Origin of the sequence: Cedecea sp. VD22, from assembly GCF_037150195.1 — a bacterium.
GTDB lineage: Bacteria > Pseudomonadota > Gammaproteobacteria > Enterobacterales > Enterobacteriaceae > Cedecea.
Map to the genome: position 1 here is coordinate 153980 of NZ_JBBCPX010000007.1, position 25497 is coordinate 179476.

A 25497-nucleotide genomic window follows, 5' to 3' on the forward strand; every position below is an offset into this window, starting at 1 on the left:
CGCTCATGACCCAGTCTTTACGTCAGTTAGAGAATCACGAAGCGTTTATCGACCGTCACATTGGCCCGGACGCGCAGCAGCAGCAAGAGATGCTGGAGACCGTCGGCGCGAAGACGCTCCCCGACCTGATCGCCAGCATTGTCCCGCAGGATATTCAGCTTGCTGAGCCGCCTCAGATTGGCGCCGCGGCGACCGAGTTTGCGGCCCTGGCAGAGTTAAAAGGCATTGCCAGCCGCAATAAACGCTTCAAAAATTACATTGGCATGGGTTACACCGCGGTACAAACGCCGCCGGTGATTCTGCGTAACATGCTGGAAAACCCAGGCTGGTACACCGCCTACACGCCTTACCAGCCTGAAGTTTCCCAGGGGCGTCTTGAAGCGCTGCTGAACTTCCAGCAGGTCACGCTTGACCTGACCGGCATGGATATCGCTTCCGCTTCTCTGCTTGATGAAGCTACCGCGGCAGCCGAAGCTATGGCAATGGCTAAGCGCGTCAGCAAGCTGAAAAACGCTAACCGTTTCTTCGTGGCCTCTGACGTTCATCCACAAACGCTGGACGTGGTGCGTACCCGCGCGGAAACCTTCGGTTTTGACGTCATTGTCGATGATGCTGCGAAAGTGCTGGACCATCAGGATGTGTTCGGCGTGCTGCTTCAGCAGGTGGGCACCACCGGCGAAGTGCATGATTACACGGCTCTGATTGCCGAGCTGAAACAGCGTAAAGTTGTGGTCAGCGTAGCCGCAGATTTCATGACGCTGGTGATGCTGACCGCGCCGGGCAAACAGGGTGCGGACATTGTCTTCGGCTCTGCCCAGCGCTTCGGTGTCCCAATGGGCTACGGCGGCCCGCACGCGGCGTTCTTCGGCGCTCGCGATGAATTTAAACGTTCCATGCCAGGCCGTATTATCGGCGTTTCCCGCGATGCCGCTGGCCGCACCGCGCTGCGCATGGCGATGCAAACCCGCGAGCAGCACATCCGCCGCGAGAAGGCGAACTCCAACATCTGTACTTCCCAGGTGCTGTTGGCGAACATTGCCAGCCTGTATGCGGTCTTCCACGGCCCGGCTGGCCTGAAACGCATTGCAGGCCGCATCCACCGCCTGACCGACATTCTGGCCGCCGGCCTGCAGCAGAAAGGGCTGGTTCTGCGCCACAAACACTGGTTCGACACCCTTTGTGTTGAAGTGGCTGATAAAGCCGCCGTGCTGGCGCGTGCCGAAGCGCGTGAAATTAACCTGCGTAGCGACATCCTGAACGCGGTAGGCATCACTCTTGATGAAGCCACCACCCGTGAAGATGTTGTTGCTCTGTTCGACGTGCTGCTGGGCGATGCTCACGGCCTGGATATCGACAAGCTGGATCGTGACGTTGCCAACGACAGCCAGTCCATTCCGGCTCCGATGCTGCGCGATGACGAGATCCTGACCCACCCGGTCTTTAATCGCTACCACAGCGAAACCGAGATGATGCGCTACATGCACTCTCTGGAGCGTAAAGATCTGGCGCTCAACCAGGCGATGATCCCGCTCGGCTCCTGCACCATGAAGCTGAACGCTGCGGCCGAAATGATCCCGATCACCTGGCCGGAATTTGCCGAGCTGCACCCGTTCTGCCCGGCAAACCAGGCCGAAGGCTACCACCAGATGATCGCCCAGCTGTCCGACTGGCTGGTGAAACTGACCGGCTACGACGCGCTGTGCATGCAGCCGAACTCCGGCGCCCAGGGCGAATACGCTGGCCTGCTGGCTATCCGCCGCTACCACGAAAGCCGCAACGAAGGCAGCCGCAACATCTGCCTGATCCCAAGCTCTGCGCACGGTACCAACCCGGCTTCGGCGCAAATGGCGGGTATGGAAGTGATCGTCGTGGCTTGTGATAAACAAGGCAACATCGATCTGCAGGATCTGCGTGTTAAAGCCGAACAGGCGGGCGAAGCGCTCTCCTGCATCATGGTGACTTACCCGTCCACTCATGGCGTGTACGAAGAAACGATCCGCGAAGTGTGCCAGATCGTGCATCAGTTTGGGGGCCAGGTTTACCTGGACGGCGCCAATATGAACGCCCAGGTGGGGATCACCACGCCGGGGTATATCGGCGCTGACGTTTCACACCTCAACCTGCACAAAACCTTCTGCATTCCGCACGGCGGCGGCGGCCCGGGCATGGGCCCAATCGGCGTGAAAGCGCATCTGGCTCCGTTTGTACCGGGCCACAGCGTGGTGCAGATTGAAGAGATGCTGACCCAGCAAGGCGCGGTTTCCGCCGCCCCGTTTGGCAGCGCCTCTATTCTGCCAATCAGCTGGATGTACATCCGCATGATGGGCGCGGACGGCCTGAAGAAAGCCAGCTCCGTAGCGATTCTGAACGCCAACTACATCGCGACTCGCCTGAAATCCGCGTATCCGGTGCTCTACACCGGCGCGAATGGCCGTGTGGCTCACGAATGTATTCTGGATATTCGTCCGCTGAAAGAAGAAACCGGCATCAGCGAGCTGGATATCGCCAAGCGCTTGATCGACTTCGGCTTCCACGCGCCAACCATGTCGTTCCCGGTAGCGGGCACGCTGATGGTTGAGCCAACCGAATCCGAAAGCAAAGTGGAGCTGGACCGCTTTATTAATGCAATGCTGTCCATCCGCAGCGAAATCGACCGCGTCGTTGCAGGCGAATGGCCGCTGGAAGACAACCCGCTGGTGAACGCGCCGCACACTCAGGATGAAATTGTTGCCGAGTGGGCGCACCCGTACACCCGTGAACTGGCGGTCTTCCCGGCAGGTCTCAACAATAAATACTGGCCAACCGTGAAGCGCCTTGACGACGTTTACGGCGACCGTAATCTGTTCTGCTCCTGCGTGCCGATGAGCGAGTACGAATAGTTTTTACAGATTGAATCAAGGGCACTTCGGTGCCCTAAAGACTGCTGACAATCCTCTGGTGATAGTAGAAATGCTAGACGATTCGTCAAAAAAATAAGGAAAATCAATTTATTGATTTTCGGCTGATAATCACAAAGAGGAAAAAACCACGCTTTTTTCCTCTTTGTCATCAACCTTAAGGGCACTTCGGTGCCCTTTCTTGTTTCTGGAGAGTCGCATGAAGATAGCTTTGGTTACCGGCGGCAGCCGGGGAATGGGTAAAGCAACCTCGCTTTTGCTGGCTCAGCATGGTTATAAAGTGGTGGTGAACTACCTCCGCAATAAGCAGGCTGCGGATGAAGTGGTCAAGACGATCATTGCCCAGGGCGGAGAAGCGCTGGCGCTGCGGGCGGATATTGCCGATGAGCTGCAGGTGATGGCGATGTTCGCCGAAATCGATAACGCATTTGGGCCGCTGACCGCCCTGGTGAATAACGCCGGCATCTTGTTCCAGCAATCGACCATTGAAAACCTTACGGCGGAACGTATCAATCGCGTGCTGACGACAAACGTTACCGGATATTTTCTCTGCTGCCGGGAAGCGGTGAAGCGCATGGCATGGCATCACGGTGGGGAAGGTGGAGCCATTGTGAATGTCTCTTCTGCCGCGTCCCGCTTAGGCGCTGCTGGGGAATATGTTGACTATGCCGCGTCCAAAGGAGCCGTCGATACGTTGACCACCGGGCTGGCGGTAGAGGTTGCCGCGCAGGGGATCCGCGTGAACGGCGTGCGGCCCGGTTTTATTTATACCGAAATGCATGCTTCCGGTGGAGAAGCGGGGAGAGTTGATCGGGTGAAAACGGCATTGCCGATGCAGCGCGGCGGTCAGCCGGAAGAGATCGCGGAGGCCATTCTATGGCTGCTGAGCGAAAAGGCATCTTACGTGACCGGCACCTTTATTGATGCGGCAGGTGGGAAATGAGTTCGCTACGCCAGAAGAGGGTGAGACTGGCGTAGCGTCAGGCTTATTGCTTGCTCATGCTGTCTTTCGCCATACCGTCTTTGGCCATGCTGTCTTTGCCCATAGGGTCTTTGCTCATCCCGTCTTTCTTCATGCCATCTTTGGACATGCAATCTTTCTTCATGCCGTCTTTGTTCATGCCGTCTTTACAGGTGTGGGTCATTTTGCCCATGCCGTCTTTGGCCATGGAATCCTTGCTCATCGAGTCGGCAGCGTTAGCCCCGGCGATACCGAACAGCATGGTGGAGCACAGCAGGGCAGCGTAGATCTTTTTCATGATGTATTTCCTTGATTTTGCAGTGAGACAGAGAGTTAACTACCACCGAACCAGTTATAGCCCTGGTCTTCCCAGTAGCCGCCGGGGTAGCGATTGGTGACTTCAATGACCTGAATATGCTTCGGGTTCTTGTAGCCGAGTTTGGTAGGGATACGCAGTTTCATCGGGTAGCCATATTTGCGCGGCAGGACTTTGCCATCCCAGGTTAAAGCAATCAGCGTTTGTGGATGCAGCGCGGTGGCCATATCAATGCTGGTGTAGTAGTCATCCGCGCATTTAAAGCTGACGTATTTGGCTCGCAGGTCGGCGCCAATCCCTTTCAGGAACAGGGCAAAAGGGACGCCGCCCCATTTGCCGATGGCGCTCCAGCCTTCGACGCAGATATGGCGGGTCACCTGGCTGACCTGCGCCATCTGGTGCAGCTGTGTCAGCGTCCACGGGCGCTTGTCGGTAATTAGCCCGGCAAGCTCCAGGCGGTAGCTGTCGCCGTTGATGTCCGGCGCTTCGTCCTCGCCGTAAAAGGCGTTAAACGGGAAGTTAGCGTCGATCATGCTTTCCGGGTAAACCGGTGCCAGTTGGCTGCCGTTAAACAGCCAGGCCTGAATGCGGTCGTTAAAACGTGAAATCTTGCTGAGCGAACTTTCAACCGTGGCGTTATCGCTGATATCGCAGCCGGTGAGCATCGCGATGCCGCCGAGCGTTAAGCTCTGCTTTAAAAAACGACGGCGGCCTTCCTGCGTGAGCTGCTTATTAATCAGCTGCGTCGCTTCTTTAATGATTTCGTTTTTATCGCTCATGTTTCTTCCTCAGCGGCCACGGAGCATGGCGAGCAACGTGCGGGGCACCAGCGCCACCATCAGCAGATGAATCACCACGAAACCGACCAGGGCGGACATGGCATAAAAGTGGATAAACCTCGCTGTGTCATAGCCGCCAAGCAATTCTTGCAGCAGGGCAAACTGCACGGATTTCCACACGACGAGGCCGGAAATAACCAGTAGCAGGCTATCGGCGATAACAAACAGATAGGCCGCCTTTTGCACCATGTTGTAATGGCTCAGGTCAGCGTGGGCTAATTTCCCCCGCAGCGCCGCAAAGGCGTCCTGGAAGAATTCGCGAGGCGATAAGGGCCAGTATTTCTGCTTAAAGCGGCCGCTGAAGAGATTGCACAGCAGATAAATCACGCCGTTGACCGCAAACAGCCACATCCCGGCGAAGTGCCACTGCAGCGCGCCACCCAGCCAGCCGCCGAGTGTCAGTTCGTTGGCAAACTGGAAATGAAACAGCGGAGAGGCGTTATAAATGCGCCAGCCGCTGGTGACCATAATCAGGATCGCCAGCGCATTCAGCCAGTGGCAGAGCCTCAGCCATAGCGGGTGAATGAGCGTTGGGGCGGTATGCAGCGTTGAGCTTTCCATCGTCCGGCTTCCTCGTGATTCGATGCAGCGAGTATTGGCCAGATTTGTTCCCCATTGCCTCACGCAAAGTTAAATTAAATGTGACAACTTAACCGACGCGAGTTGTGTAAACTTTGGCTATGCCAGCGTGTGGGGACAGACAAAGTGAATCAGGCAAAAAAAATACTGATCGTAGAAGACGACGAAAATATCGCCGAGCTTCTGCAGCTGCATTTGCGGGAAGAAGGCTTTGAAATTGTGCATGCCGCCGACGGCAATCTCGGCCTGGAAAAGCTCAGGCAGGGCGGCTGGGATGCGCTGATTCTCGATCTGATGCTGCCCGGCGTCGATGGCCTGGAGATTTGCCGCTTTGCCAGAAGCATGACGCGGTACACGCCGATTATTATGATCAGCGCTCGCTCCAGCGAAACGCATCGCGTGCTGGGGCTTGAGCTGGGCGCGGACGACTACCTGGCGAAACCGTTTTCAATGCTCGAACTGGTCGCCCGCGTGAAGGCGCTGTTCCGCCGTCAGGAGGCGATGAGCCAAAACCTTAAGATAGACGCCGGCACGCTGACTTTTGGCCCGCTTACGATTGATCCGCTGGCCAGAGATGTTCGGCTGAATCAGATGCCGATAGATCTCACCCCGCGTGAGTTTGATTTGCTGTACTTTTTCGCCCGCAACCCGGACAAAGTGTTTTCGCGGCTGCACCTGCTCAACCAGGTTTGGGGCTACCAGCACGAAGGCTATGAGCACACCGTAAACACCCACATCAACCGGCTGCGTATCAAGATTGAAGATAACCCGGCGGAGCCGAATTTTATCCGCACCGTGTGGGGTAAAGGCTATAAGTTTACCGCCCTGATACGTGAGTAACCCTATGCGAATTCTTACGCTTTCCCGCCGCCTGACGCTGGTTTTTGCCGTGTTGCTGCTGACCGCCTGCGCCTTTTTGGGCTGGCTGCAGGTGCGTACCAGCACGCAATACAGCCAGGCCGTGATTCAGCAACTCTCCGGTGACCTGGCGCAGCACATCAACCAGAGCTACCCGCTGCTCGGGCAGGATGGGCTGAACAAAGACTCGGTCCGCACGCTGTTCGACCATCTGATGGCCGTTAACCCCAGCGTGGAAGTTTATCTGCTGGATAAACAAGGCAATATCATTGGTGATGCAGCCCCGGATGGGCATATTAAGCGCCATCAGGTCGATCTCGCTCCGCTACGGGCCGCGCTGAACGGCGGCAAATTCCCGCTTTATGGAGACGACCCGCGCAGCCTTGACGGGCAGAAAGTGTTTAGCGTGGCGCCGATGATGCGAGACGGCAAGCTGGAGGGCTATTTGTATGTGGTGCTGCTGGGGGAAACCTACAATCAGCTTGCCAACAGCGCTCAGTTTGATGCCGTTTTAAAGCTAAGCCTGTTTCTGCTCAGCCTGGTCTGCGTGCTGGGGTTGGTGGTGGGCGGCCTGGCGTTTCGCTGGATCACACGCCCGTTACGCGAACTTTCGCAGCACGTTAAGGCGCTGGAATCAGGAGGGATGGCCGAAATGCAGGCCATGGCGGCTCTGCCGCAAAATCCAGGAGGAGATGGGGATGAGCTGGCCCAACTGCGTCACGGGGTGATTGCTATGGCCGGGCGAATCTCCGAGCAGTGGCATAGCCTGACTCAGCAAGATCAGCTGCGGCGCGAGTTTATCGCCAATATCTCCCATGACCTGAGAACGCCGCTAACGTCGCTGCATGGTTACCTGGAAAGCCTCTCGGTCATGTCGGCTACGCTGAGCGAGGCGGAGAAAAAGCGCTATCTGGATATTGCGCTGGCCCAGAGTCAGAAGGTTGGGGCGCTGGCGCAGTCGCTGTTCGAACTGGCCAGGCTGGAATACGGGGTGGTGAAGCCACACAAAGAGAGCTTCTCCCTGAGCGAATTGCTGCAGGATGTGTTCCAGAAATTTGAGCTTCCGGCGCAAACTCGCCAACTTGAACTTTTAGCTGACATCCAGCCAGGACTGCCGCTGATTGAAGCCGATGTCAGCATGATCGAGCGCGTGTTGACTAATCTGTTGGACAACGCCATTCGCCATACGCCGGACAAAGGCATGATTTCAGTCCGGCTGTGGAAAGAGGTGGATAAAGTCATGGTGCAGGTCAGCGACAGCGGGCCAGGTATTCCGCAGGAGCTAAAAGAGGGGCTGTTTGTGCGGCCTTCGATTGTGAATCAATCCCGGCTCAGGGTTGGCGGGCTTGGACTGATGATTGTGCGCCAGATGCTGCAACTGCACGGCAGCGACATTTCGCTGGTGGACCAGCCAAAGCGCGGGGCCTGCTTCCGGTTTGGGTTGCCCGTTTAAATAAAAAAGGCGCCATGAGGGCGCCTTTTGCTTATCAACGCTAAACCACCTCCTATGGAGGTGGTGATCGTTTAGATATTCTCGCCATTGCTTGCGATCACTTCTTTGTACCAGTTGAAGCTCTTCTTGCGGGAGCGCGACATATCTCCAGTGCCGTCGTCGTGTTTGTTGACGTAGATAAAGCCGTAGCGCTTGCTGTACTGGCCGGTGGTAAACGACACACAGTCGATGCAGCCCCATGGCGTATAGCCCATCAGATCCACACCGTCGTAGGTCACAGCTTTTTTCAATTCTTCAACGTGAGCGCGCAGGTAATCAATGCGGTAGTCATCGTTGATGGTGCCGTCCGCCTCTACTTTGTCGTAAGCGCCAAAGCCGTTTTCTACGATGAACAGCGGTTTCTGGTAGCGTTCATACAGTTCACACAGCGCGTAGCGCAGGCCAACCGGGTCAATCTGCCAGCCCCAGTCGGAGGCTTTGACGTGCGGGTTTGGCACGCTGCCCTGGAAGCCGGAAAGCGCATCGCCGCTGCCGCCTTCGGCCTGAACGGCGTTCGTCATGTAGTAGCTGAACCCGAGATAATCACAGACGCCTTCGCGCAGGATCTGCTCGTCACCGGCTTCCATTTTAATGTTGAACTCGCGGCGTTCCCATTCGTTCAGTACATAAGACGGGTAATAGCCACGCAGCTGCACGTCGGTAAACACATAGCGTTCACGCATTGATTCTTGCGCAAACATTTGGTCTTCAGGCTTACAGGAGAAGGCGTACAGAGGCACCATGGCGAGCATGCAGCCGATTTTCATCTCAGGGTTGATGCGGTGGCCGATCTTCACCGCCATTGCGCTCGCCACAAACTGGTGGTGCAGCACCTGGTACATCACCTCTTCCGGGTTGTCATGCTCAGTGTAAACCACACCGGAGCAGCAGTAGCCGAACAGCGGCGCGCGCCAGTTACGCTGGTTATTGATTTCGTTAAAGGTCATCCAGTACTTCACTTTGCTCTTGTAACGCTCGAACACGACTTCGGCGAAACGAACAAAGAAATCGACCACTTTGCGGTTGGTCCAGCCGCCGTATTCGGTCACCAGGTGGTGCGGCATTTCGAAGTGGGAGAGGGTGATGACCGGCTCGATATTGTATTTCAGTAGCTCATCGAACATATCGTCGTAGAACTTCAGGCCAGCTTCGTTAGGCTGCTGCTCGTCGCCGTTGGGGAAAATGCGGGTCCAGGCAATGGAGGTACGGAAGCACTTGAAGCCCATCTCGGCGAACAGCTTGATGTCTTCTTTATAGCGACCATGAAAGTCAATTGCTTCATGGTTCGGGTAGTATTTACCAGGCACAACCTGCTGAGTAATCTCGCGTGGGACGCCATGGGCACCGCCCGTCAGTACGTCACAAATGCTTGGGCCTTTACCGTCTTTGTTCCAGCCGCCTTCCACCTGGTGAGCGGCAACCGCGCCGCCCCATAAAAAGTCCTTCGGTAACTTAAGTTGTTTCATATTCTTTCATCTCATTGTTAGCGCATAAAATAATGTGCGTAGGTTCACATCGTCGCGCTGAAAGTATTTTTTTTCTGCTTTGGAGTCTAACAAATGAAATGGGATTGTCACGATATAACAAATAGCGTGAATTGTGATTTGTCACAAACAAAAAACAGGGTGTTTTTTTATAGCATTCTTTTTGCCAGGCGGCGGCCAATGGTTTCAAGAATATAAATAACGGGGATTTGTGTAGTGATGTCATACACTCCGGCAATACGTACCGGTGGAATATGCCAGGAAATATTAAAGTCGGCTAACTTAGCCAGCGATGAGTTTTCATGGCTGGTGACAGACATCACTTTACAGTGGTGAAGGCTGAACTGGCTGGCAAAGCGCAGGATCTCCTCCGTCTCACCTGAAACGGAAAGCACAATAGCCAGCGCGTTTCGTGCCATATCATTGGTGACCGGAAAATAAGGATCATCAATATGGTTGCTAAATTTACCAACGTTTGAGAAAAAACGTGCACCATATTTAGCTAAAGCACCGGATGTTCCCGCGCCAACAAAAATAATACGCTCGGAGGAGCAAATAATATCAACGGCGTGGTCGATTAAATTATCGAATTCTTCATTATTGGTACTTTTAAAAAAACTGATAATTTCGCTACTGCCGAAATTAGCGGGCTGAATTTCCGTTTGCTCCAGATATAATTTAAAACGAACGCGAAACTCGGAATACCCTTCACAGTTGAGTTTGCGGCAAAAACGCAACACGGTCGTGGTGGAGACTCCTGCGGCATCCGCCAGCTCTCGAATGGTCATGTACATGACTTTGTCTTTGTTTTTAATGACAAAGTTGTACACCATCATTTCGAGGCCGTTCAGGGTGGCGATTGCCGCATGGGTAAACATACTTTTTCTTCCTGCTGGTACGGTGCTTACGGATGGCTGGAACTAACGCAGCCAGCCTTTCTCGTGCGCCCGATATAATTGACGCTCGACATGTTGCCACAATTCCGGCCAGCTTTCTCCCACCTGCGCATTGCGAGTTAATACCTGCTGCAGGGAAATATTATTCTCTCGCCAGCTCTGCCCTTCGTTATGCAGGTTAAGCAGAATAGGTAAAATGCGATCCAGCGCCCCGGCAAAGCGGGCGTCGGGCGTGGTGCCTGCCTCATATTCTTGCCACAAAGCCAGAAATTGTGGCCCCTGCGGCGCAGGCAACAAACCAAACAGACGCCGTGCCGCCGCCGCTTCTTTTTCGGCGATGGCTTCACGGGCCGCAATGTCATAAACCAGCACATCGCCAACATCGATTTCTACGATGTCGTGCAGCAGCGCCATTTGGATCACGCGCTGAATATTCACCTCTTTTTCGGCCCAGGGGGCGAGGCTCATTGCCGCCATAGCGAAGTGCCAGCTGTGCTCGGCAGAGTTTTCATGTCTTTCATGACCGATGATTTTGGTGCGACGCTGAACCAGCTTCAGCTTATCAATCTCCATCAGGAAATGGATAACTGCACTCATTTCACCAAATGCCTGTTGCATCGTATTTTCCCTGTTTTTTGGCTGTCGTTTGATTGTAAAAGAAATCCTCCAGGCTGACGAAGGGAGTCGTCACAGACGCTCACATATTTATTTTAGCTTACATGTGTTCACTGGAATCATTCTCAGTTAGGCTAGGAACGCCGCGTTATTCTTCTTTATCTCGGGAGGAGCCAGATGGCTCGTAAACCACTTGTCGCGCATGGATATTCTCTGGCAGAGGAAGTAGCCAATAGCATTAGCCACGGCATTGGGTTGGTGTTCGGTATTGTTGGCCTGGTGTTGTTGCTGGTGCAGGCGGTCGATGCCAATGCCAGCGCAACGGCAATTACCAGCTACAGTCTTTACGGCGGCAGCATGATCCTGCTGTTTCTCGCCTCAACGCTTTACCACGCTATTCCACATGAGCGGGCCAAGCGGTGGCTTAAAAAATTCGACCACTGCGCCATTTACCTGCTGATCGCCGGCACGTATACCCCGTTTTTGCTGGTAGGGCTCAACTCGCCGCTGTCGAAGGGGCTGATGATTGTTATCTGGAGCCTGGCGCTGGCGGGGATCCTGTTTAAGCTCACCATTGCACACCGGTTTAAGGTGTTGTCGCTGGTGACCTATCTGCTGATGGGCTGGCTGTCGCTGGTCGTCATCTACCAAATGGTCGTCAAACTGGCACCGGGCAGCGTTACGCTGCTGGCGATTGGCGGTATTGTTTACTCGCTGGGGGTGATTTTCTACGTCTGCAAACGTATTCCGTACAATCATGCCATTTGGCATGGGTTTGTGCTGGGCGGCAGCGTCTGCCATTTCCTCGCGATTTATCTCTATATTCGTTAAAGCGTCTGACTCGCCAAAATCAAATTACTGAGCCCCGGTTTCGAGGCTCAGTGTTCGATTAATTTTCTTCCAGAGAATAGGGCAGTGGCGCCAGTGAGAGCTTGCTGTTTGCATCATCACGCACGCGCAAGACGCTGTTCGGTTCAAGATCGTTGTTCATTACCGCCTGCACAACAAGACGGCCATCTTCCAATCGTGAAGCGGCCAGCACGGTGCCGGTACGACGCCAGTTTTCACCCATCTGCAACTCAAGATCTTCGCCTGCTTCAGGCACGCGGCTTGCGCTCCCGGCCAGCAGCCAGAGTGCGCGTTTATTTGCCCCGCGGAACTTGGCTCGGGCAACCATTTCCTGGCCGGTGTAGCAGCCTTTTTTAAAGCTGATACCGCCCAGCGCCTGAAGGTTTGTTGCCTGTGGAATAAACTGAGCGCTGTTTACACTATCAATGACCGGCAATCCACCCTCGATATCCAGCGTCAGCCACTGCTGGCTATCATTACGCTGTGCTTCTTCACTGAGTTTTTCGGTTAACGTCTGAGCTGTTTCTTCATCAGTAACAATCAGGAAGCGCTCCGCCGGCAGGTTCAGCCACAGCAGCGTCGTTGCGCCGTGCTGAACAACCTGAGTCTCTTCATCCGGCAGCGTTTCGAAAATGGCTGCAAGCGCAGAACGCGCCTGGAAACCCGCCAGCCCTAACAGGACGCTGGCGTCATCCGCATTGAAAGTAACTTTGGAGAAAACGGAATATTTCTTCAGCTCTGTAAGCTGGGCGTCACGCAGGTTGCGGCGTTCAATAAACGCAAAGCCTTCGCCCCGATGGAACAGACGCAGGTTACTCCACATCTTCCCTTTGGCATCGCAATGGGCGCAGAGCAGATGCTGGCCCGCGTCAAGTTTCGCGACGTCGGCAGTCACCTGGCCCTGAAGATATTTCTCAGTGTCTGCACCTACGGCAGTCACGAGAGCCCAGTCGTCGAGCGTCATTAGTGTCAGCGGTAGACGGGCGGCGGCACTGGGCTGGCGAGGAGGAAACGGATTAAAAGCCATAACAAAGATCCCGGGTTATCCAACGGTTTAATTTCTCAATGGTAAAAGAGCCAGAGGGCAATGCAAGCAGTTTGATAACGCCATTCGTGCGTTTGCGTGTTGCCTCGGGGAATCTTGTGCAATCGGTGCTGTTACACGGGTTTGTGTGGGGAAAGCGCGCACAATGGAACATTCAGGTAATCCCGGTGACGAAAACACGTTACACTAACTCCGTACCCAACTTGATGGCTAAGCAGGAAAGTGCACATGGATATCAATAATAAAGCCCGAATTCACTGGGCATGCCGCCGTGGAATGCGCGAGCTCGATATTTCGATTATGCCGTTCTTCGAACATGAATACGAAACGCTCAGCGACAGCGACAAACAGCTGTTTGTTCGCCTGCTGGAGTCTGACGATCCAGACCTGTTTAACTGGTTGATGAATCACGGTAAACCAGCAGATGCCGAGCTTCAGCGTATGGTTGCCCTGATTCAGACACGGAATAAAGAACGTGGTCCTGTGGCAATCTGATCTCCGGGTTTCCTGGCGCGCGCAATGGATGTCGTTGCTTCTCCACGGCCTGGTGGCGCTATTCGTGCTGCTAATGCCGTGGCCGATGAGCTACACGCTGGTCTGGATGCTGCTGCTTTCCCTTGTGGTTTTCGACAGCGTACGCAGCCAGCGCCGCATTCACGCTCGCCAGGGCGAAATTAAACTGCTGACGGATTTTCGTCTGCGTTGGCAGGGGCGTGACTGGGATATCGTCGGAAATCCATGGATGATTGACAGCGGGGCGATGCTAAGACTGCGTCGTGCCGGAAAGCATCGTTGCCAGCATCTTTGGCTGGCGGCTGACAGCATGGACATCGGTGAATGGCGCGATCTACGCCGCCTGCTGATGCAACAGCAGGCGAGCGGAAGCGGGCAGATTTAAGCGAAGCGTTCGGCCATTTCGCCAAGAATTTGCTCGCACCAGGTTTCAATGCGTTCGTCGCTCAGGTCGTACTGGTTGGTTTCATCCAACGCCAGGCCAACAAACAGCTGCCCGTCGGCAATGACCGGTTTTGGGCTGGTAAATTCATAGCCTTCTGTTGGCCAGTAGCCGATGAACTGTGCCCCGCGCGGTGCCAGCTTGTCGTGCAGCATGCCTAACGCATCCAGGAACCACTCACCGTAGCCAAGCTGATCGCCCATGCCGTAAAGCGCCACGAGTTTGCCTTCCAGGTTCAGGCCATCCAGCTGCGGCCAGACGGTTTCCCAGTCTTCCTGCAGTTCGCCAAAATCCCAGGTCGGTATGCCCAGGATCAGAACGTCATACTGCTCCATCATGGCCGGGGCATCATCTTTCAGGTTGTGAAGCGTCACCAGTTCAGGACCAATAATGTCGCGAATTTTTTCGGCGGCCATTTCGGTGTAGCAGGTGCTGGAGCCGTAAAAAAGACCAATGTTCATAGCAATAACAACTCATTTTAATCGCGTGCAGATGGCCAAGTGTACCAGATCCCATTCGCCATCATGCATAATGGACACAATTCGCCAAATCAGGAGTGGAGCGTGGAGCAGGATAAGATCCGTATCGAACAGTTTCTGGATGCGCTGTGGCTGGAAAGAAATCTGGCCGAAAATACGCTCAGCTCTTATCGCCGCGATCTCACTATGGTGGCCGAGTGGCTGCAGCGTCAGCAACTCAGTTTTTTGACCGTTCAGGCTTCGGATCTCCAGTCGCTGCTTGCGGAGCGCGTCGAGGGCGGTTATAAAGCCACCAGTTCCGCGCGGTTGCTTAGCGCTATGCGGCGGTTATTTCAGTACCTGTATCGCGAAAAAATGCGGGAAGACGACCCCAGTGCGCTGCTTTCATCGCCCAAACTTCCCCAGCGTTTGCCGAAGGATTTAAGCGAGGCTCAGGTTGAACGGCTGTTGCAATCTCCGTGTGTCGATCAGCCTATTGAACTGCGCGATAAAGCCATGCTTGAAGTCTTGTACGCAACCGGGCTGCGCGTCTCGGAGCTGGTTGGGCTGACAATGAGCGATATCAGCCTGCGGCAGGGCGTGGTGCGAGTGATTGGTAAAGGCAACAAAGAGCGTCTCGTGCCGCTGGGCGAAGAGGCTGTGTACTGGATTGAAGAGTACCTGAAGTATGGCCGCCCGGAGTTGTTAAACGGGCAGTCTCTGGATGTGCTTTTCCCCAGCAATCGCGCACAGCAAATGACGCGGCAAACCTTCTGGCACCGCATTAAGCACTATGCCGTGCTGGCCGGTATCGACAGTGAAAAACTGTCTCCGCATGTGCTACGCCACGCTTTTGCCACGCACCTGCTGAACCATGGCGCGGATCTTCGTGTCGTACAGATGCTGCTGGGCCATAGTGATTTGTCCACCACACAAATTTATACACATGTAGCGACGGCGCGTTTACGCCAGCTGCATCAACAGCACCACCCTCGAGCGTGAGTGCTACAAGAGATAAAGGAATCCTCATGAAAAAAGGTTTTTGGCTGCTTTCGCTGCTGGCCGCTTCCGTTTCCGGTATTGCTCACGCGGATGACGCCGCTATTAAACAATCTTTGGCGAAGCTGGGCGTGCAGGGCGCAGAGATTCAGGCTGCACCGGTTGCCGGGATGAAAACTGTGTTGACCGATAGCGGCGTACTTTATATCACCGAAGACGGCAAACATGTGATTCAGGGGCCGCTGTATGACGTGAGCGGCGCTCAGCCGGTGAACGTGACCAACCAACTGCTGATCGGCAAGCTGAACGCGCTGGAAAAAGAGATGATTATCTACAAAGCGCCGAAGGAGCAGCATGTGATTACGGTGTTCACCGACATCACCTGCGGCTACTGCCACAAGCTTCATGAAGAGATGAGCGACTACAACGCGCTGGGGATCACCGTGCGTTATCTGGCATTCCCTCGTCAGGGGCTGCAAAGCCAGGCCGAGAGCGACATGAAGTCTATCTGGTGCGCGAAAGACCGTAACAAAGCGTTCGATGCCGCAATGAAGGGCGGTGATGTGGCACCGGCAAGCTGTGACATTAACCTGGCTAACCACTACAACCTGGGCGTGCAGTTTGGCGTGCAGGGGACGCCAGCGATCGTGCTGAGCAACGGCAGCATGATCCCGGGTTATCAGGGGCCTAAAGAAATGAAACAAATGCTGGATGCCCACAAGCAGTTAATGAAAGCGGGTGGTTAATTTCGGGTGAAACAGCAAACGCAACTCCGCCGCCGGGTCGTTGACAGCTCGGTGGCGCTTCCGGCTACGCTGCCTCCTTTGTTACAGCGGCTGTATGCCAGCCGGGGCGTGCGTGGCGAACAAGAGCTGGAGCGCGGCGTAAAAGGAATGCTGCCGTGGCAGCAGCTCAGCGGCATCGATCGGGCCGTGGTCATGCTTTATAACGCCTTTCGCGAAGGCTTGCGCATCATCGTTGTCGGCGATTTTGATGCCGATGGGGCAACCAGTACCGCGCTAAGCGTTCTGGCCCTGCGCAGCATGGGGGCTGAGAATATTGGCTACCTGGTGCCTAATCGCTTTGAGGATGGTTACGGGCTTAGCCCGGAAGTGGTCGATCAGGCCCATGCCCGCGGTGCGCAGGTGATCGTGACCGTCGACAACGGCATCTCATCCCATGCGGGCGTTGAGCGCGCCCATGCACTGGGGATCCCGGTGCTGGTGACCGATCACCACCTGCCAGGGGAAACACTTCCCGCTGCTGAAGCTATCATTAACCCGAATCTCGCCGACTGCGCATTTCCATCTAAATCCCTGGCTGGTGTCGGCGTCGCGTTTTATCTGATGCTGGCGCTGCGCACGCATCTGCGTGATAACGGCTGGTTCGAACAGCGTGGGCTGGCCATTCCGAATCTTGCAGAACTGCTCGATTTAGTCGCGCTGGGCACCGTGGCGGACGTTGTGCCGCTGGATGCCAACAACCGCATTTTGACCTGGCAAGGGTTAAGCCGCATTCGCGCGGGGAAATGCCGTCCCGGCATTCGCGCGCTGCTTGAAGTGGCTAATCGTGAGCCGCAAAAGATCGCCGCCAGCGATCTGGGCTTTGCGCTGGGGCCGCGCCTGAACGCCGCAGGCCGACTGGATGATATGTCGGTTGGCGTGGCGCTGCTGCTCAGCGAAAACATTGGTGAAGCGCGTATGCTGGCTAACGAGCTGGACGCGCTGAACCAAACGCGGAAAGAAATTGAACAAGGCATGCAGGTCGAAGCGCTGACCCTTTGCGAACAGCTGGAGCGCAGTAGCGAAGCCCTGCCTTACGGGCTGGCAATGTATCACCCGGAATGGCACCAGGGCGTGGTCGGCATTCTGGCCTCGCGCATCAAAGAGCGTTTCCACCGCCCGGTCATCGCGTTCGCGCCTGCGGGAGACGGCACGCTTAAAGGGTCCGGCCGTTCAGTTCAGGGGCTGCACATGCGTGATGCCTTAGAACGTCTGGATACGCTTTATCCGGGCATGATGCTGAAGTTCGGCGGTCATGCCATGGCCGCAGGCTTGTCGCTGGAAGAGGCTCGCTTTGAGGAGTTTCGCCAGCGTTTTGGCGACCTGGTCGGTGAGTGGCTGGACCCGGCGTTGTTACAGGGGGAAATCTGGTCCGACGGTCAGCTGTCCGCGCAGGAGATGACGCTCGAAGTGGCGGAGATGCTCAGAGACGCCGGGCCGTGGGGGCAAATGTTCCCGGAGCCGCTGTTTGACGGCAAGTTCCGTATTCTCCAGCAGCGCCTGGTGGGCGAGCGTCACCTGAAGGTGATGGTGGAGCCTGTCGGTGGCGGTCCGCTGCTGGACGGTATCGCCTTCAACGTGGATACCACCCGCTGGCCGGACAACGGCGTGCGCGAAGTTGAGCTGGCCTACAAGCTGGACGTGAACGAGTTCCGCGGCAACCGCAGCGTGCAGCTTTTAATCGATCATCTCTGGCCGATATAGCCCGCATTCTCGACGCTGCTGCAGCGTTAATTACTTGGCTATATGTCAGGGAGAATGCTACAAAATGCGGCGTAAATCCGGTAAACTTTCCGGTTTACGACCGCATTTCGTCTTCTGAAATCAACATAAGAAATTACGCATGTTTGAAATTAACCCGGTAAAAAGCCGCATCCAGGACCTCACAGAGCGCAGCGACGTTCTTAGGGGGTATCTTTGACTACGATGCCAAGAAAGAGCGCCTCGAAGAAGTAAACGCCGAGCTGGAACAGCCCGATGTCTGGAACGAACCTGAACGCGCACAGGCGTTGGGGAAAGAACGTTCTTCATTGGAAGCCATCGTCGACACGTTAGATCAGATGTCTCAGGGCCTGGAAGATGTCTCCGGCCTGCTGGAGCTTGCGGTAGAAGCCGACGATGAAGAGACCTTTAACGAGGCCGTTGCCGAGCTGGATGTGTTGGACGCCAAACTGGCGCAGCTTGAATTCCGCCGCATGTTCTCTGGCGAGTACGACAGCGCCGACTGCTACATCGATATTCAGGCAGGCTCAGGCGGTACGGAAGCGCAGGACTGGGCGAGCATGCTGGAGCGTATGTACTTGCGCTGGGCAGAAGCTCGCGGTTTCAAAACCGAAATTATTGAAGAGTCCGAAGGCGACGTGGCGGGCATCAAGTCCGTGACCATTCGCATTCAGGGCGATTATGCCTTTGGCTGGCTGCGTACCGAAACCGGCGTTCATCGTCTGGTGCGTAAGAGTCCGTTTGACTCCGGTGGCCGCCGCCATACCTCGTTCAGCTCCGCGTTTGTTTACCCGGAAGTGGATGACAACATTGATATCGACATCAACCCGGCGGACCTGCGCATTGACGTTTATCGCGCATCCGGTGCGGGTGGTCAGCACGTTAACCGTACGGAATCTGCGGTACGTATTACCCATATTCCAACCGGCACCGTGACCCAGTGCCAGAATGACCGTTCTCAGCACAAGAACAAAGACCAGGCGATGAAGCAGATGAAGGCGAAGCTGTACGAGCTGGAAATGCAGAAAAAGAATGCTGAGAAGCAGGCGCTGGAAGACAACAAATCGGATATCGGCTGGGGCAGCCAGATTCGTTCTTACGTCCTCGACGACTCCCGCATTAAAGATCTGCGCACCGGGGTTGAAACCCGCAACACGCAGGCTGTGCTGGACGGCGATCTGGACAAATTTATCGAAGCAAGTTTGAAAGCAGGGTTATGAGGAACCAACATGTCTGAACAACAAGCACAGGGCGTTGACGCAGCAGCCGATCTTAACAATGAACTGAAAGCGCGCCGTGAGAAGCTGGTAGCTCTGCGTGAGCAGGGTATCCCATTCCCGAACGATTTCCGCCGCGATCACACCTCAGACCAACTGCACGCTGATTTCGATGCGAAAGAGAACGAAGAGCTTGAAGACCTCGGCGTTGAGGTAAGCGTGGCTGGTCGTATGATGACCCGCCGTATCATGGGTAAAGCGTCCTTCGTGACCTTACAAGACGTTGGCGGCCGTATTCAGCTGTATGTCTCCCGTGATGACCTGGCGGAAGGCATCTACAACGAGCAGTTCAAAAAGTGGGACCTGGGCGATATCCTGGGCGCGCGCGGTAAGCTGTTTAAAACCAAAACCGGCGAGCTGTCCATTCACTGTACCGAACTGCGTCTGCTGACCAAAGCGCTGCGCCCGCTGCCGGACAAATTCCACGGCCTGGCCGATCAGGAAACCCGCTATCGCCAGCGTTATCTGGACCTGATCGCTAACGAAGAGTCCCGCAATACCTTTAAAGTGCGCTCTAAAATCATGGCCGGCATCCGCCAGTTCATGGTGGGCCGCGACTTTATGGAAGTTGAAACCCCAATGATGCAGGTGATCCCTGGCGGCGCATCCGCTCGTCCGTTCATCACGCACCATAATGCGTTGGACATCGACATGTACCTGCGTATCGCGCCAGAGCTGTACCTGAAGCGTCTGGTGGTGGGTGGGTTCGACCGCGTCTTCGAAATCAACCGTAACTTCCGTAACGAAGGCATCTCCCCGCGCCATAACCCAGAGTTCACCATGATGGAACTCTATATGGCTTACGCGGACTACAAAGATCTGATTGAGTTGACCGAATCCCTGTTCCGTACTCTGGCTCAGGACGTGCTGGGCACCACCGAAGTGCAGTATGGCGAAGAGACCTTCGACTTCGGCAAACCGTTTGAAAAGCTCACCATGCGTGAAGCTATTAAAAAGCACCGTCCAGAAACCGACCTGGCCGATCTGGATAACTTTGACTCGGCGAAAGCCATCGCGGAAAGTATCGGTATCAAAGTTGAGAAGAGCTGGGGCCTGGGCCGCGTAGTGACCGAAATCTTCGAAGAGGTTGCGGAAAGCCACCTGATTCAGCCGACCTTCATCACCGAATACCCGGCAGAAGTCTCTCCCCTGGCGCGCCGTAACGACGAAAACCCGGAAATCACTGACCGCTTTGAGTTCTTCATCGGTGGCCGTGAAATCGGCAACGGCTTCTCCGAGCTGAATGACGCGGAAGACCAGGCGCAGCGTTTCCAGGACCAGGTTGATGCGAAAGCGGCAGGCGACGACGAAGCGATGTTCTTCGACGAAGACTACGTCACCGCGCTGGAGCACGGTCTGCCGCCAACGGCGGGTCTGGGTATCGGTATCGACCGCATGGTTATGCTGTTCACCAACAGCCACACCATCCGCGACGTTATCCTGTTCCCGGCTCTGCGTCCGACTAAGTAACGCCCTCATTCCCCTCCGTAAGGAGGGGGATTTTCCTCAAGTTCATCAACGTTTCCGGGGCCTGGTTTGCGCAAGGAAAGCATTTTAAAACGCTGGCACATCACCGCTTTCATTATCATGACGAGCCTGATGCTGACGGCCTGCTCCTCCTCAAAACCAGCCAAAAGTACCCGAAACGAAGGCACGTTTAGCGGCGCGGTTTACACCGTTAAGCGCGGCGATACGCTCTCAAAAATTTCCAGAATGACCGGCAGCAGCGTGGGTGACCTCGCCCGACTGAACGGGATCCCTGCGCCTTATACTATCCAGGTGGGCCAGCGTATTCGGATCAAAGGCTCAGGCTCTGCAAGCCGGCCGAAAAACACCGCCATGGCCAAAAACACCACTGCGCCAGCTCGTTCGCAAAACACGACCATAGCAAAGGTGGCGCCGCCGCCGGTGGGAGCACGCTGCTGGTTGTGGCCGACGAAGGGCAACATTGTTGAACCGTTCTCCAGCAGCGACGGCGGCAATAAAGGCATTGATATCTCAGGCTCTCGCGGGCAGCCTATTTATTCTTCCGGCGCGGGAACGGTGGTTTATGTCGGTAACCAGCTGCGCGGCTACGGCAATCTGGTGATGATCAAACACAGCGAAGAGTACATCACCGCCTATGCCCACACCGACACGATGCTGGTTAATACCGGAGAGAAAGTGAAGGCCGGGCAGAAAATTGCCACGATGGGCAGCACTGGGGCGGATTCGGTGCGTTTGCACTTTCAGATTCGCTACCGGGCCACAGCAATTGACCCTCAGCGTTACCTAAAACCGTCGTGTTAATTTAAAAAGTGCTTGAAAAACCATCACCTGGACACAAAGGCACTTGCCAGCGAGTGCTGAAAGTCTATAATGCGTAACGCACCTCAAAGCGGGCGTAGTTCAATGGTAGAACGAGAGCTTCCCAAGCTCTATACGAGGGTTCGATTCCCTTCGCCCGCTCCAACCTCCTTAGAATATAAAGAAACTTTTCTTCAGACAGTGAATCAGTCTCGCTAAAGCAGATACAACTTTCACTGCCCATTTTTCTTCGCCAGTACTTGTTGCGTGATTGTGACCCTGACCCAAAATCCTGCTCCATTCAGAAACAGAATTCCGGCATGATGAATACTTCCCTGAACGGAGGTGGTGCCGATGAAAAAGTCACGATTCACCGAAGAGCAGATTGTCTTTGCCCTGAAACAGGCCGAACCGGGTACGAGCGTGCCCGAAGTTTGCCGTAAGCTGGGTATCTCCGATGCCACGTTTTACACCCGGCGAAAAAAATACGGCGGGATTTCCCCTTCTGAGCTGAAGCACATGCGGCAGCTTGAGGAAGAGAATCTCAGGCTGAAGAAGCTGGTAGCCGATCTGAGCCTCGACAAGTCCATGCTGCAGGATGTGCTGGAAAAAAAGAACTGACGCTGGCGTGTCTGCGTGAATGGGGCCGGGATTTGCAGGCACGTTACGGGGCCAGCGAGCGGCAGATCTGTTTTGCACTACGGATCAGCCGCAGCGCTTTCCGCTACCGTGCTGTGGCGGCAGACGACAGCGCGCTCCGCCTGCGTATCAGGGAGATCACTGAAACCCGGGTCCACTATGGCTACCGCAGAGTTCACGTCATGCTCAGGCGGGAAGGCTGGCGGGATAATCACAAACGCATTTACCGGCTCTATCGCGAGAAGGGTCTGTCCCTGCGCCTCAAACGCCCGCGCCGAAATAAATCGGCACAGCGGCGACAGCCCCAGCCTCAGGGGTTGTATCCGAACTATGTCTGGAGCATGGATTTTGTATCTGACGCCTTATTTGACGGGCGTCGGCTACGTCTGCTGACGGTCATTGATCTCTACACGCGCGAATGTCTGGGGATTTGCGTGGGTCAGAATCTGCGCTCAATGGAGGTCGCAGAGATGCTGAACGCCATTGCACTCAGACGTCCCTTACCACAATGGCTGAAAACCGATAATGGCTCTGAACTTGCAGGGAAAATGCTGTACAAATGGGTGTACGAAAGAGGGATCCGCATCGACTTCTCACGACCGGGAACGCCCACGGACAATACGACCGTGGAGTCGTTCAACGGCAGACTGCGGCAGGAGTGCCTGAACGAAAATTGGTTCATGTCGCTTGAGGATGCCCGGTGCAAAATCGAAGCCTGGCGCATACACTATAACCAGAGACGTCCTCATTCTGCGCTGGGCTGTATGATCCCGTCCGAATTTGCTGAAAAGTCTGCCGGTTGCCAGAACATGCAACCAACATGAAGCCGGTTATTCCTGATTATGACTGGAGCATATTCGGGGTCAATCTTACTTTAGGCCAACAAGTCAGTCATCATAGAAAAGGGGGCAGTGTAGTGAATTAAATTTCGTGATTTAAAATAATGATGTTACACCAATAGCTTTCAATAATATTAACTGTGATCTCTTACTGATTGACTGCACTATCCTCCACGCAGCAGAGCGTAAATAACAAATTAAAAGTATATTGATTCAATTGCGTATCATTAGATATTAAAGAAACGTAAAATATTGACGCGTACAGAAACATCCAGTAACTTGATTGAGGTGTATGATGGTATCAATTTTACTTTTAAGGATAAATTATGAGCGCATGGAAAAAAACTAACGTACGCATTTTGTTGTGGGCGACTTTCATTGGTGGTGCGATAAGCTCATTAGTTAAATCAGGTACTGAAGTTAATATGCCACCTCGTCTCGCAGGGGAAGTTTCTCCTCCCGCGTTGAACATTGATGCCTGGTTGGGCTGGCTGGGGGTTAACTCGCACTCGATGGATTACATATACCAAGGAATTACTATTCCCGGTGCTGTAATGCTCTATCATTGGCTATTTAGTTTTATCTTTGCTGGCATTTATATTTTACTCTCAGCTTATGTGCCAAAAGTTAGACTTTGGTATGGTGCGGCTTATGGAGTCATCATTACGTTTGTTATGCACGGATTCCTTATACCTGCACTGGGTTTCCGTTATCCAGTTTACCTTGGCGGAAAAACTGGTTGGCTGTGGAATTTGAACGGTTACGAATTCTGGAGTGAACTATTAGGGCATATTTGTTGGTCTGTATCAATTGAGTTTAGCCTCATTGCAGTATTGGCAATTTTTTCTCGGCCTATTATTGGTGTATGGACGAAAGATATCGTTAAGTAAATATATTTGGCAGGCTTAGGCCTGCCAAGGATAGATTTTTACAGTATGGTAGTGGGGTTTTATTATTGTACGAGTGAAAATGTTTCCAGAACTATAGTTACCCAGCCAAGTGTGTTTTTGTTAGTTTAGTTAAAGTGAGTTATTTTAAAGTTAACAGCTTGCATTTAATCTCTTTGAAGGGGTGTCAGTTTAATCAAATCTTGTTTTTATCTTTTTTACGAAGAATGATTTTCCGCATGTCCCAAGGTTAATATTCAAAATTAACGAATTTCAATTTATTTAACTAGTTTTTTTTCAATTTTCGTAACTTTCAAAAAATTAAATGTAAATTGATATTGTTGCATATACATATCTAAATATGGCTATATGAAATATATCCTTTGATTTTTTTAGTCTTATCCTGCAAGGGGGGTGTAACTTCCGCTGTAATAAAGTAATTTCCTGAAAACAGATCTCATTTGTAGCCCTTGAGTAGTAATTAATTTCTTTTTTTTCTAATTTGAAAATTGGCATCATTTATTTGTGAAGGCGCGCAGTCTGGAGTCTGAATATTGATGTGGATCATTAATTATATTTTTTTGTGTAAGGAGCGATTTTTATTTTGCAATTAATTCAGCATATCAATTTTTTTGTTTTAACCACTTTAAGTATACGGCGATTAATTTATTATAAAATACTGGGTATCTACAGAACTATAGTTCACTAGCGCAACAAACTTTATTGGCCTGTGATGCTAAATAATAAATTATAATTATTATTTAATGTTTTTACTTTTTGTGCTGTTGTTTGCTATTGATTTTTATGTAAATAGATGAGAGTGTTCACGCTCGTCAATATATGAAACAGTTATTAAGTAGTTGTGTGATTTTATTGTATAATGAGGATGAAGGATTATTTTAATTACCAAACATGTTGAAAAAGGTTTTGAATATGGAGCTGAAATTAAAGGTTTACAACAGAATACAGCATCTCTATAAAGTTATCTCAAGAGATAGTCTATTTATTCCTGCAGTTGAAACGCATTGTAGGCTTATGATTGAAGAGTTCAAGAAAGATAGGTTATATTATAAATATATATTTAGTAATAATCGCTTTGTCATTTCGACTGTGACTGCATCTGTTTTTTTTAATAAGGATGAAGCTTTTTTGTCTGACGTTGTGAGCGAGTGTTTGACTACGGGGTTGGTTAGTCATAATACAATTACATCTTTGTTGTTGTTATTTAATGTTAGTGGAAGGATTTCACTTAGGGAGAGTGATAATGACAAAAGGAAAAAAAGTTTTAAGATAACAAGAAAAGGTAGGTTAGATATTATAAAATTGTTGAACACAATGGTTCCTGCACTAAGCTTGATGTTTGAAGGCCCATATAATCCTAAGATTATATCTGATGATCAGATTTCTGTTTTTTTTAAATCATACGCAAAAATCCACAGATCTTCACTATTTATTATTAATTTTGTCAATAATTTGGATGTTTTTATTTCAAAAGATTCAGGCCATATGATTCTTGTTTATCTCTATATGCTTGCCATAGAGGATAATAAGCCAAAAGCGATATTAAGCTTAGTATCTAAAGAATGTGGTGTTTCTAGAACGCACTTGAGAAATATACTAATTGCGGCCGAAGAAATAAACATGCTCTCTTTTAACAAAAAAACTGGTGAGATAACTATTTATGAGTCTTTTGTTAAAATGTTTACTTCGTATATGGCTTATTACTTTTCTTTCGTGCAGTTTGGGCTGGAAGGCGGGCATCTTTCAGACAATGCTGATTAAGTCTGTTCTGGCTATTATTATAATGACTCATCTCTGTATG

24 protein-coding genes and 1 tRNA gene are annotated in these 25497 nt (G+C 52.9%); 17 read left to right on the forward strand and 8 right to left on the reverse strand.

The genetic code is table 11. The features are described from left to right. The first annotated feature begins 5 nt into the window (after positions 1–5). Together gcvP and WFK85_RS14775 are read left to right on the forward strand one after the other, a co-directional pair. Positions 6–2879: an aminomethyl-transferring glycine dehydrogenase gene (gcvP, locus tag WFK85_RS14770; RefSeq protein WP_336708720.1), complete on the forward strand. Its 2874-nt coding sequence runs from the start codon at positions 6–8 to the stop codon at positions 2877–2879. A 217-nt stretch (positions 2880–3096) separates the two neighbouring features. Next, positions 3097–3840, forward strand: coding sequence for an SDR family oxidoreductase (locus WFK85_RS14775; RefSeq protein WP_166995274.1), 744 nt, complete (start codon positions 3097–3099; stop codon positions 3838–3840). A 43-nt stretch (positions 3841–3883) separates the two neighbouring features. On the opposite strand, the gene WFK85_RS14780 is transcribed toward WFK85_RS14775, so the two are convergent. From WFK85_RS14780 to WFK85_RS14790, 3 genes are read right to left on the reverse strand one after another with little or no spacing between them, the layout of a single operon-like run. Continuing rightward, positions 3884–4156 carry a pentapeptide MXKDX repeat protein gene (locus WFK85_RS14780; protein ID WP_008461611.1) on the reverse strand — a complete coding sequence of 91 codons (273 nt, stop codon included), beginning with the start codon at positions 4154–4156 and terminating at the stop codon, positions 3884–3886. 35 nt (positions 4157–4191) lie between these two features. Then, positions 4192–4953 carry a molybdopterin-dependent oxidoreductase gene (locus WFK85_RS14785; protein ID WP_336708722.1) on the reverse strand — a complete coding sequence of 254 codons (762 nt, stop codon included), beginning with the start codon at positions 4951–4953 and terminating at the stop codon, positions 4192–4194. 9 nt (positions 4954–4962) lie between these two features. Further along, complete coding sequence (locus WFK85_RS14790; RefSeq protein ID WP_336708723.1) at positions 4963–5574, reverse strand: cytochrome b/b6 domain-containing protein; 612 nt, start codon at positions 5572–5574, stop codon at positions 4963–4965. A 144-nt stretch (positions 5575–5718) separates the two neighbouring features. Here WFK85_RS14790 and WFK85_RS14795 point away from each other — a divergent pair, with 144 nt between their 5' ends. Together WFK85_RS14795 and WFK85_RS14800 are read left to right on the forward strand one after the other, a co-directional pair. After that, entirely contained in the window at positions 5719–6432 is a 714-nt protein-coding gene (locus tag WFK85_RS14795; RefSeq protein ID WP_008461615.1) for a response regulator transcription factor, read from the forward strand. A gap of 4 nt (positions 6433–6436) precedes the next feature. Further along, a complete protein-coding gene (locus WFK85_RS14800) occupies positions 6437–7903 on the forward strand; it encodes a sensor histidine kinase (protein ID WP_336708725.1) in 1467 nt (488 codons plus the stop codon). A gap of 71 nt (positions 7904–7974) precedes the next feature. On the opposite strand, the gene WFK85_RS14805 is transcribed toward WFK85_RS14800, so the two are convergent. The 3 genes from WFK85_RS14805 to WFK85_RS14815 form a co-directional block, all read right to left on the reverse strand. Then, positions 7975–9408, reverse strand: coding sequence for a 6-phospho-beta-glucosidase (locus tag WFK85_RS14805; RefSeq protein WP_166995278.1), 1434 nt, complete (start codon positions 9406–9408; stop codon positions 7975–7977). 167 nt (positions 9409–9575) lie between these two features. Further along, positions 9576–10304, reverse strand: coding sequence for a MurR/RpiR family transcriptional regulator (locus WFK85_RS14810; RefSeq protein ID WP_336708727.1), 729 nt, complete (start codon positions 10302–10304; stop codon positions 9576–9578). A 42-nt stretch (positions 10305–10346) separates the two neighbouring features. After that, positions 10347–10940 carry an HD domain-containing protein gene (locus tag WFK85_RS14815; protein WP_166878201.1) on the reverse strand — a complete coding sequence of 198 codons (594 nt, stop codon included), beginning with the start codon at positions 10938–10940 and terminating at the stop codon, positions 10347–10349. A gap of 174 nt (positions 10941–11114) precedes the next feature. On the opposite strand from WFK85_RS14815, the gene trhA reads away from it, so the two are divergent. Further along, positions 11115–11768 carry a PAQR family membrane homeostasis protein TrhA gene (gene trhA / locus WFK85_RS14820; RefSeq protein WP_008461624.1) on the forward strand — a complete coding sequence of 218 codons (654 nt, stop codon included), beginning with the start codon at positions 11115–11117 and terminating at the stop codon, positions 11766–11768. Positions 11769–11826: 58 nt separating this feature from the next. Here the strand turns inward: trhA and ygfZ are convergent, their stop codons facing one another. Next, positions 11827–12813 (reverse strand): tRNA-modifying protein YgfZ, encoded by a 987-nt coding sequence (ygfZ, locus tag WFK85_RS14825; protein ID WP_336708729.1) that lies wholly within the window; start codon positions 12811–12813, stop codon positions 11827–11829. Between the two features lie 246 nt (positions 12814–13059). Between ygfZ and sdhE the strand changes: the two genes are divergently transcribed. Both sdhE and WFK85_RS14835 read left to right on the forward strand, forming a co-directional pair. Beyond that, complete coding sequence (sdhE, locus tag WFK85_RS14830) at positions 13060–13326, forward strand: FAD assembly factor SdhE (RefSeq protein WP_008461626.1); 267 nt, start codon at positions 13060–13062, stop codon at positions 13324–13326. Next, complete coding sequence (locus tag WFK85_RS14835; protein WP_166878208.1) at positions 13307–13729, forward strand: protein YgfX; 423 nt, start codon at positions 13307–13309, stop codon at positions 13727–13729. The genes sdhE and WFK85_RS14835 overlap by 20 nt, the downstream gene beginning before the upstream one ends. Here the strand turns inward: WFK85_RS14835 and fldB are convergent. Continuing rightward, positions 13726–14247, reverse strand: coding sequence for a flavodoxin FldB (gene fldB, locus WFK85_RS14840; protein WP_166995287.1), 522 nt, complete (start codon positions 14245–14247; stop codon positions 13726–13728). The two genes, WFK85_RS14835 and fldB, sit on opposite strands and share 4 nt — an antisense overlap. 102 nt (positions 14248–14349) lie before the next feature. On the opposite strand from fldB, the gene xerD reads away from it, so the two are divergent. The 10 genes from xerD (at position 14350) to WFK85_RS14890 (ending at position 25457) form a co-directional block, all read left to right on the forward strand. Next, positions 14350–15246 (forward strand): site-specific tyrosine recombinase XerD, encoded by an 897-nt coding sequence (gene xerD, locus WFK85_RS14845; RefSeq protein ID WP_008461629.1) that lies wholly within the window; start codon positions 14350–14352, stop codon positions 15244–15246. Positions 15247–15272: 26 nt separating this feature from the next. Beyond that, the gene (gene dsbC, locus WFK85_RS14850; protein WP_336708732.1) at positions 15273–15989 is read left to right on the forward strand and encodes a bifunctional protein-disulfide isomerase/oxidoreductase DsbC; all 717 of its coding nucleotides are present in this window, start codon (positions 15273–15275) and stop codon (positions 15987–15989) included. Positions 15990–15995: 6 nt separating this feature from the next. Next, positions 15996–17729, forward strand: a complete 1734-nt coding sequence (recJ, locus tag WFK85_RS14855; protein ID WP_008461632.1) for a single-stranded-DNA-specific exonuclease RecJ — start codon at positions 15996–15998, stop codon at positions 17727–17729. 139 nt (positions 17730–17868) lie between these two features. After that, positions 17869–18967 (forward strand): peptide chain release factor 2 gene (gene prfB / locus WFK85_RS14860; RefSeq protein WP_156107000.1). Its coding sequence is split into 2 segments (ribosomal slippage): positions 17869–17943 and positions 17945–18967, totalling 1098 coding nucleotides; the frame shifts between segments, so codons are not numbered across the junction. Positions 18968–18976: 9 nt separating this feature from the next. Further along, a complete protein-coding gene (gene lysS, locus WFK85_RS14865; protein WP_166995291.1) occupies positions 18977–20494 on the forward strand; it encodes a lysine--tRNA ligase in 1518 nt (505 codons plus the stop codon). 66 nt (positions 20495–20560) lie between these two features. Then, the gene (gene actS, locus WFK85_RS14870; protein WP_286180330.1) at positions 20561–21313 is read left to right on the forward strand and encodes an amidase activator ActS; all 753 of its coding nucleotides are present in this window, start codon (positions 20561–20563) and stop codon (positions 21311–21313) included. A gap of 88 nt (positions 21314–21401) precedes the next feature. Further along, positions 21402–21475, forward strand: a tRNA-Gly gene (locus WFK85_RS14875). A 189-nt stretch (positions 21476–21664) separates the two neighbouring features. Next, positions 21665–22773, forward strand: a protein-coding gene (locus WFK85_RS14880) for an IS3 family transposase (RefSeq protein WP_442892303.1) whose coding sequence is annotated in 2 segments (ribosomal slippage) — positions 21665–21917 and positions 21917–22773 — 1110 coding nt in all. Because the reading frame shifts where the segments join, the coding sequence is not laid out codon by codon here. Between the two features lie 341 nt (positions 22774–23114). Then, positions 23115–23678 carry a DUF1440 domain-containing protein gene (locus tag WFK85_RS14885; RefSeq protein WP_008458541.1) on the forward strand — a complete coding sequence of 188 codons (564 nt, stop codon included), beginning with the start codon at positions 23115–23117 and terminating at the stop codon, positions 23676–23678. A gap of 930 nt (positions 23679–24608) precedes the next feature. Beyond that, positions 24609–25457 carry a hypothetical protein gene (locus tag WFK85_RS14890; protein ID WP_336708737.1) on the forward strand — a complete coding sequence of 283 codons (849 nt, stop codon included), beginning with the start codon at positions 24609–24611 and terminating at the stop codon, positions 25455–25457. Positions 25458–25497 lie beyond the last annotated feature (40 nt).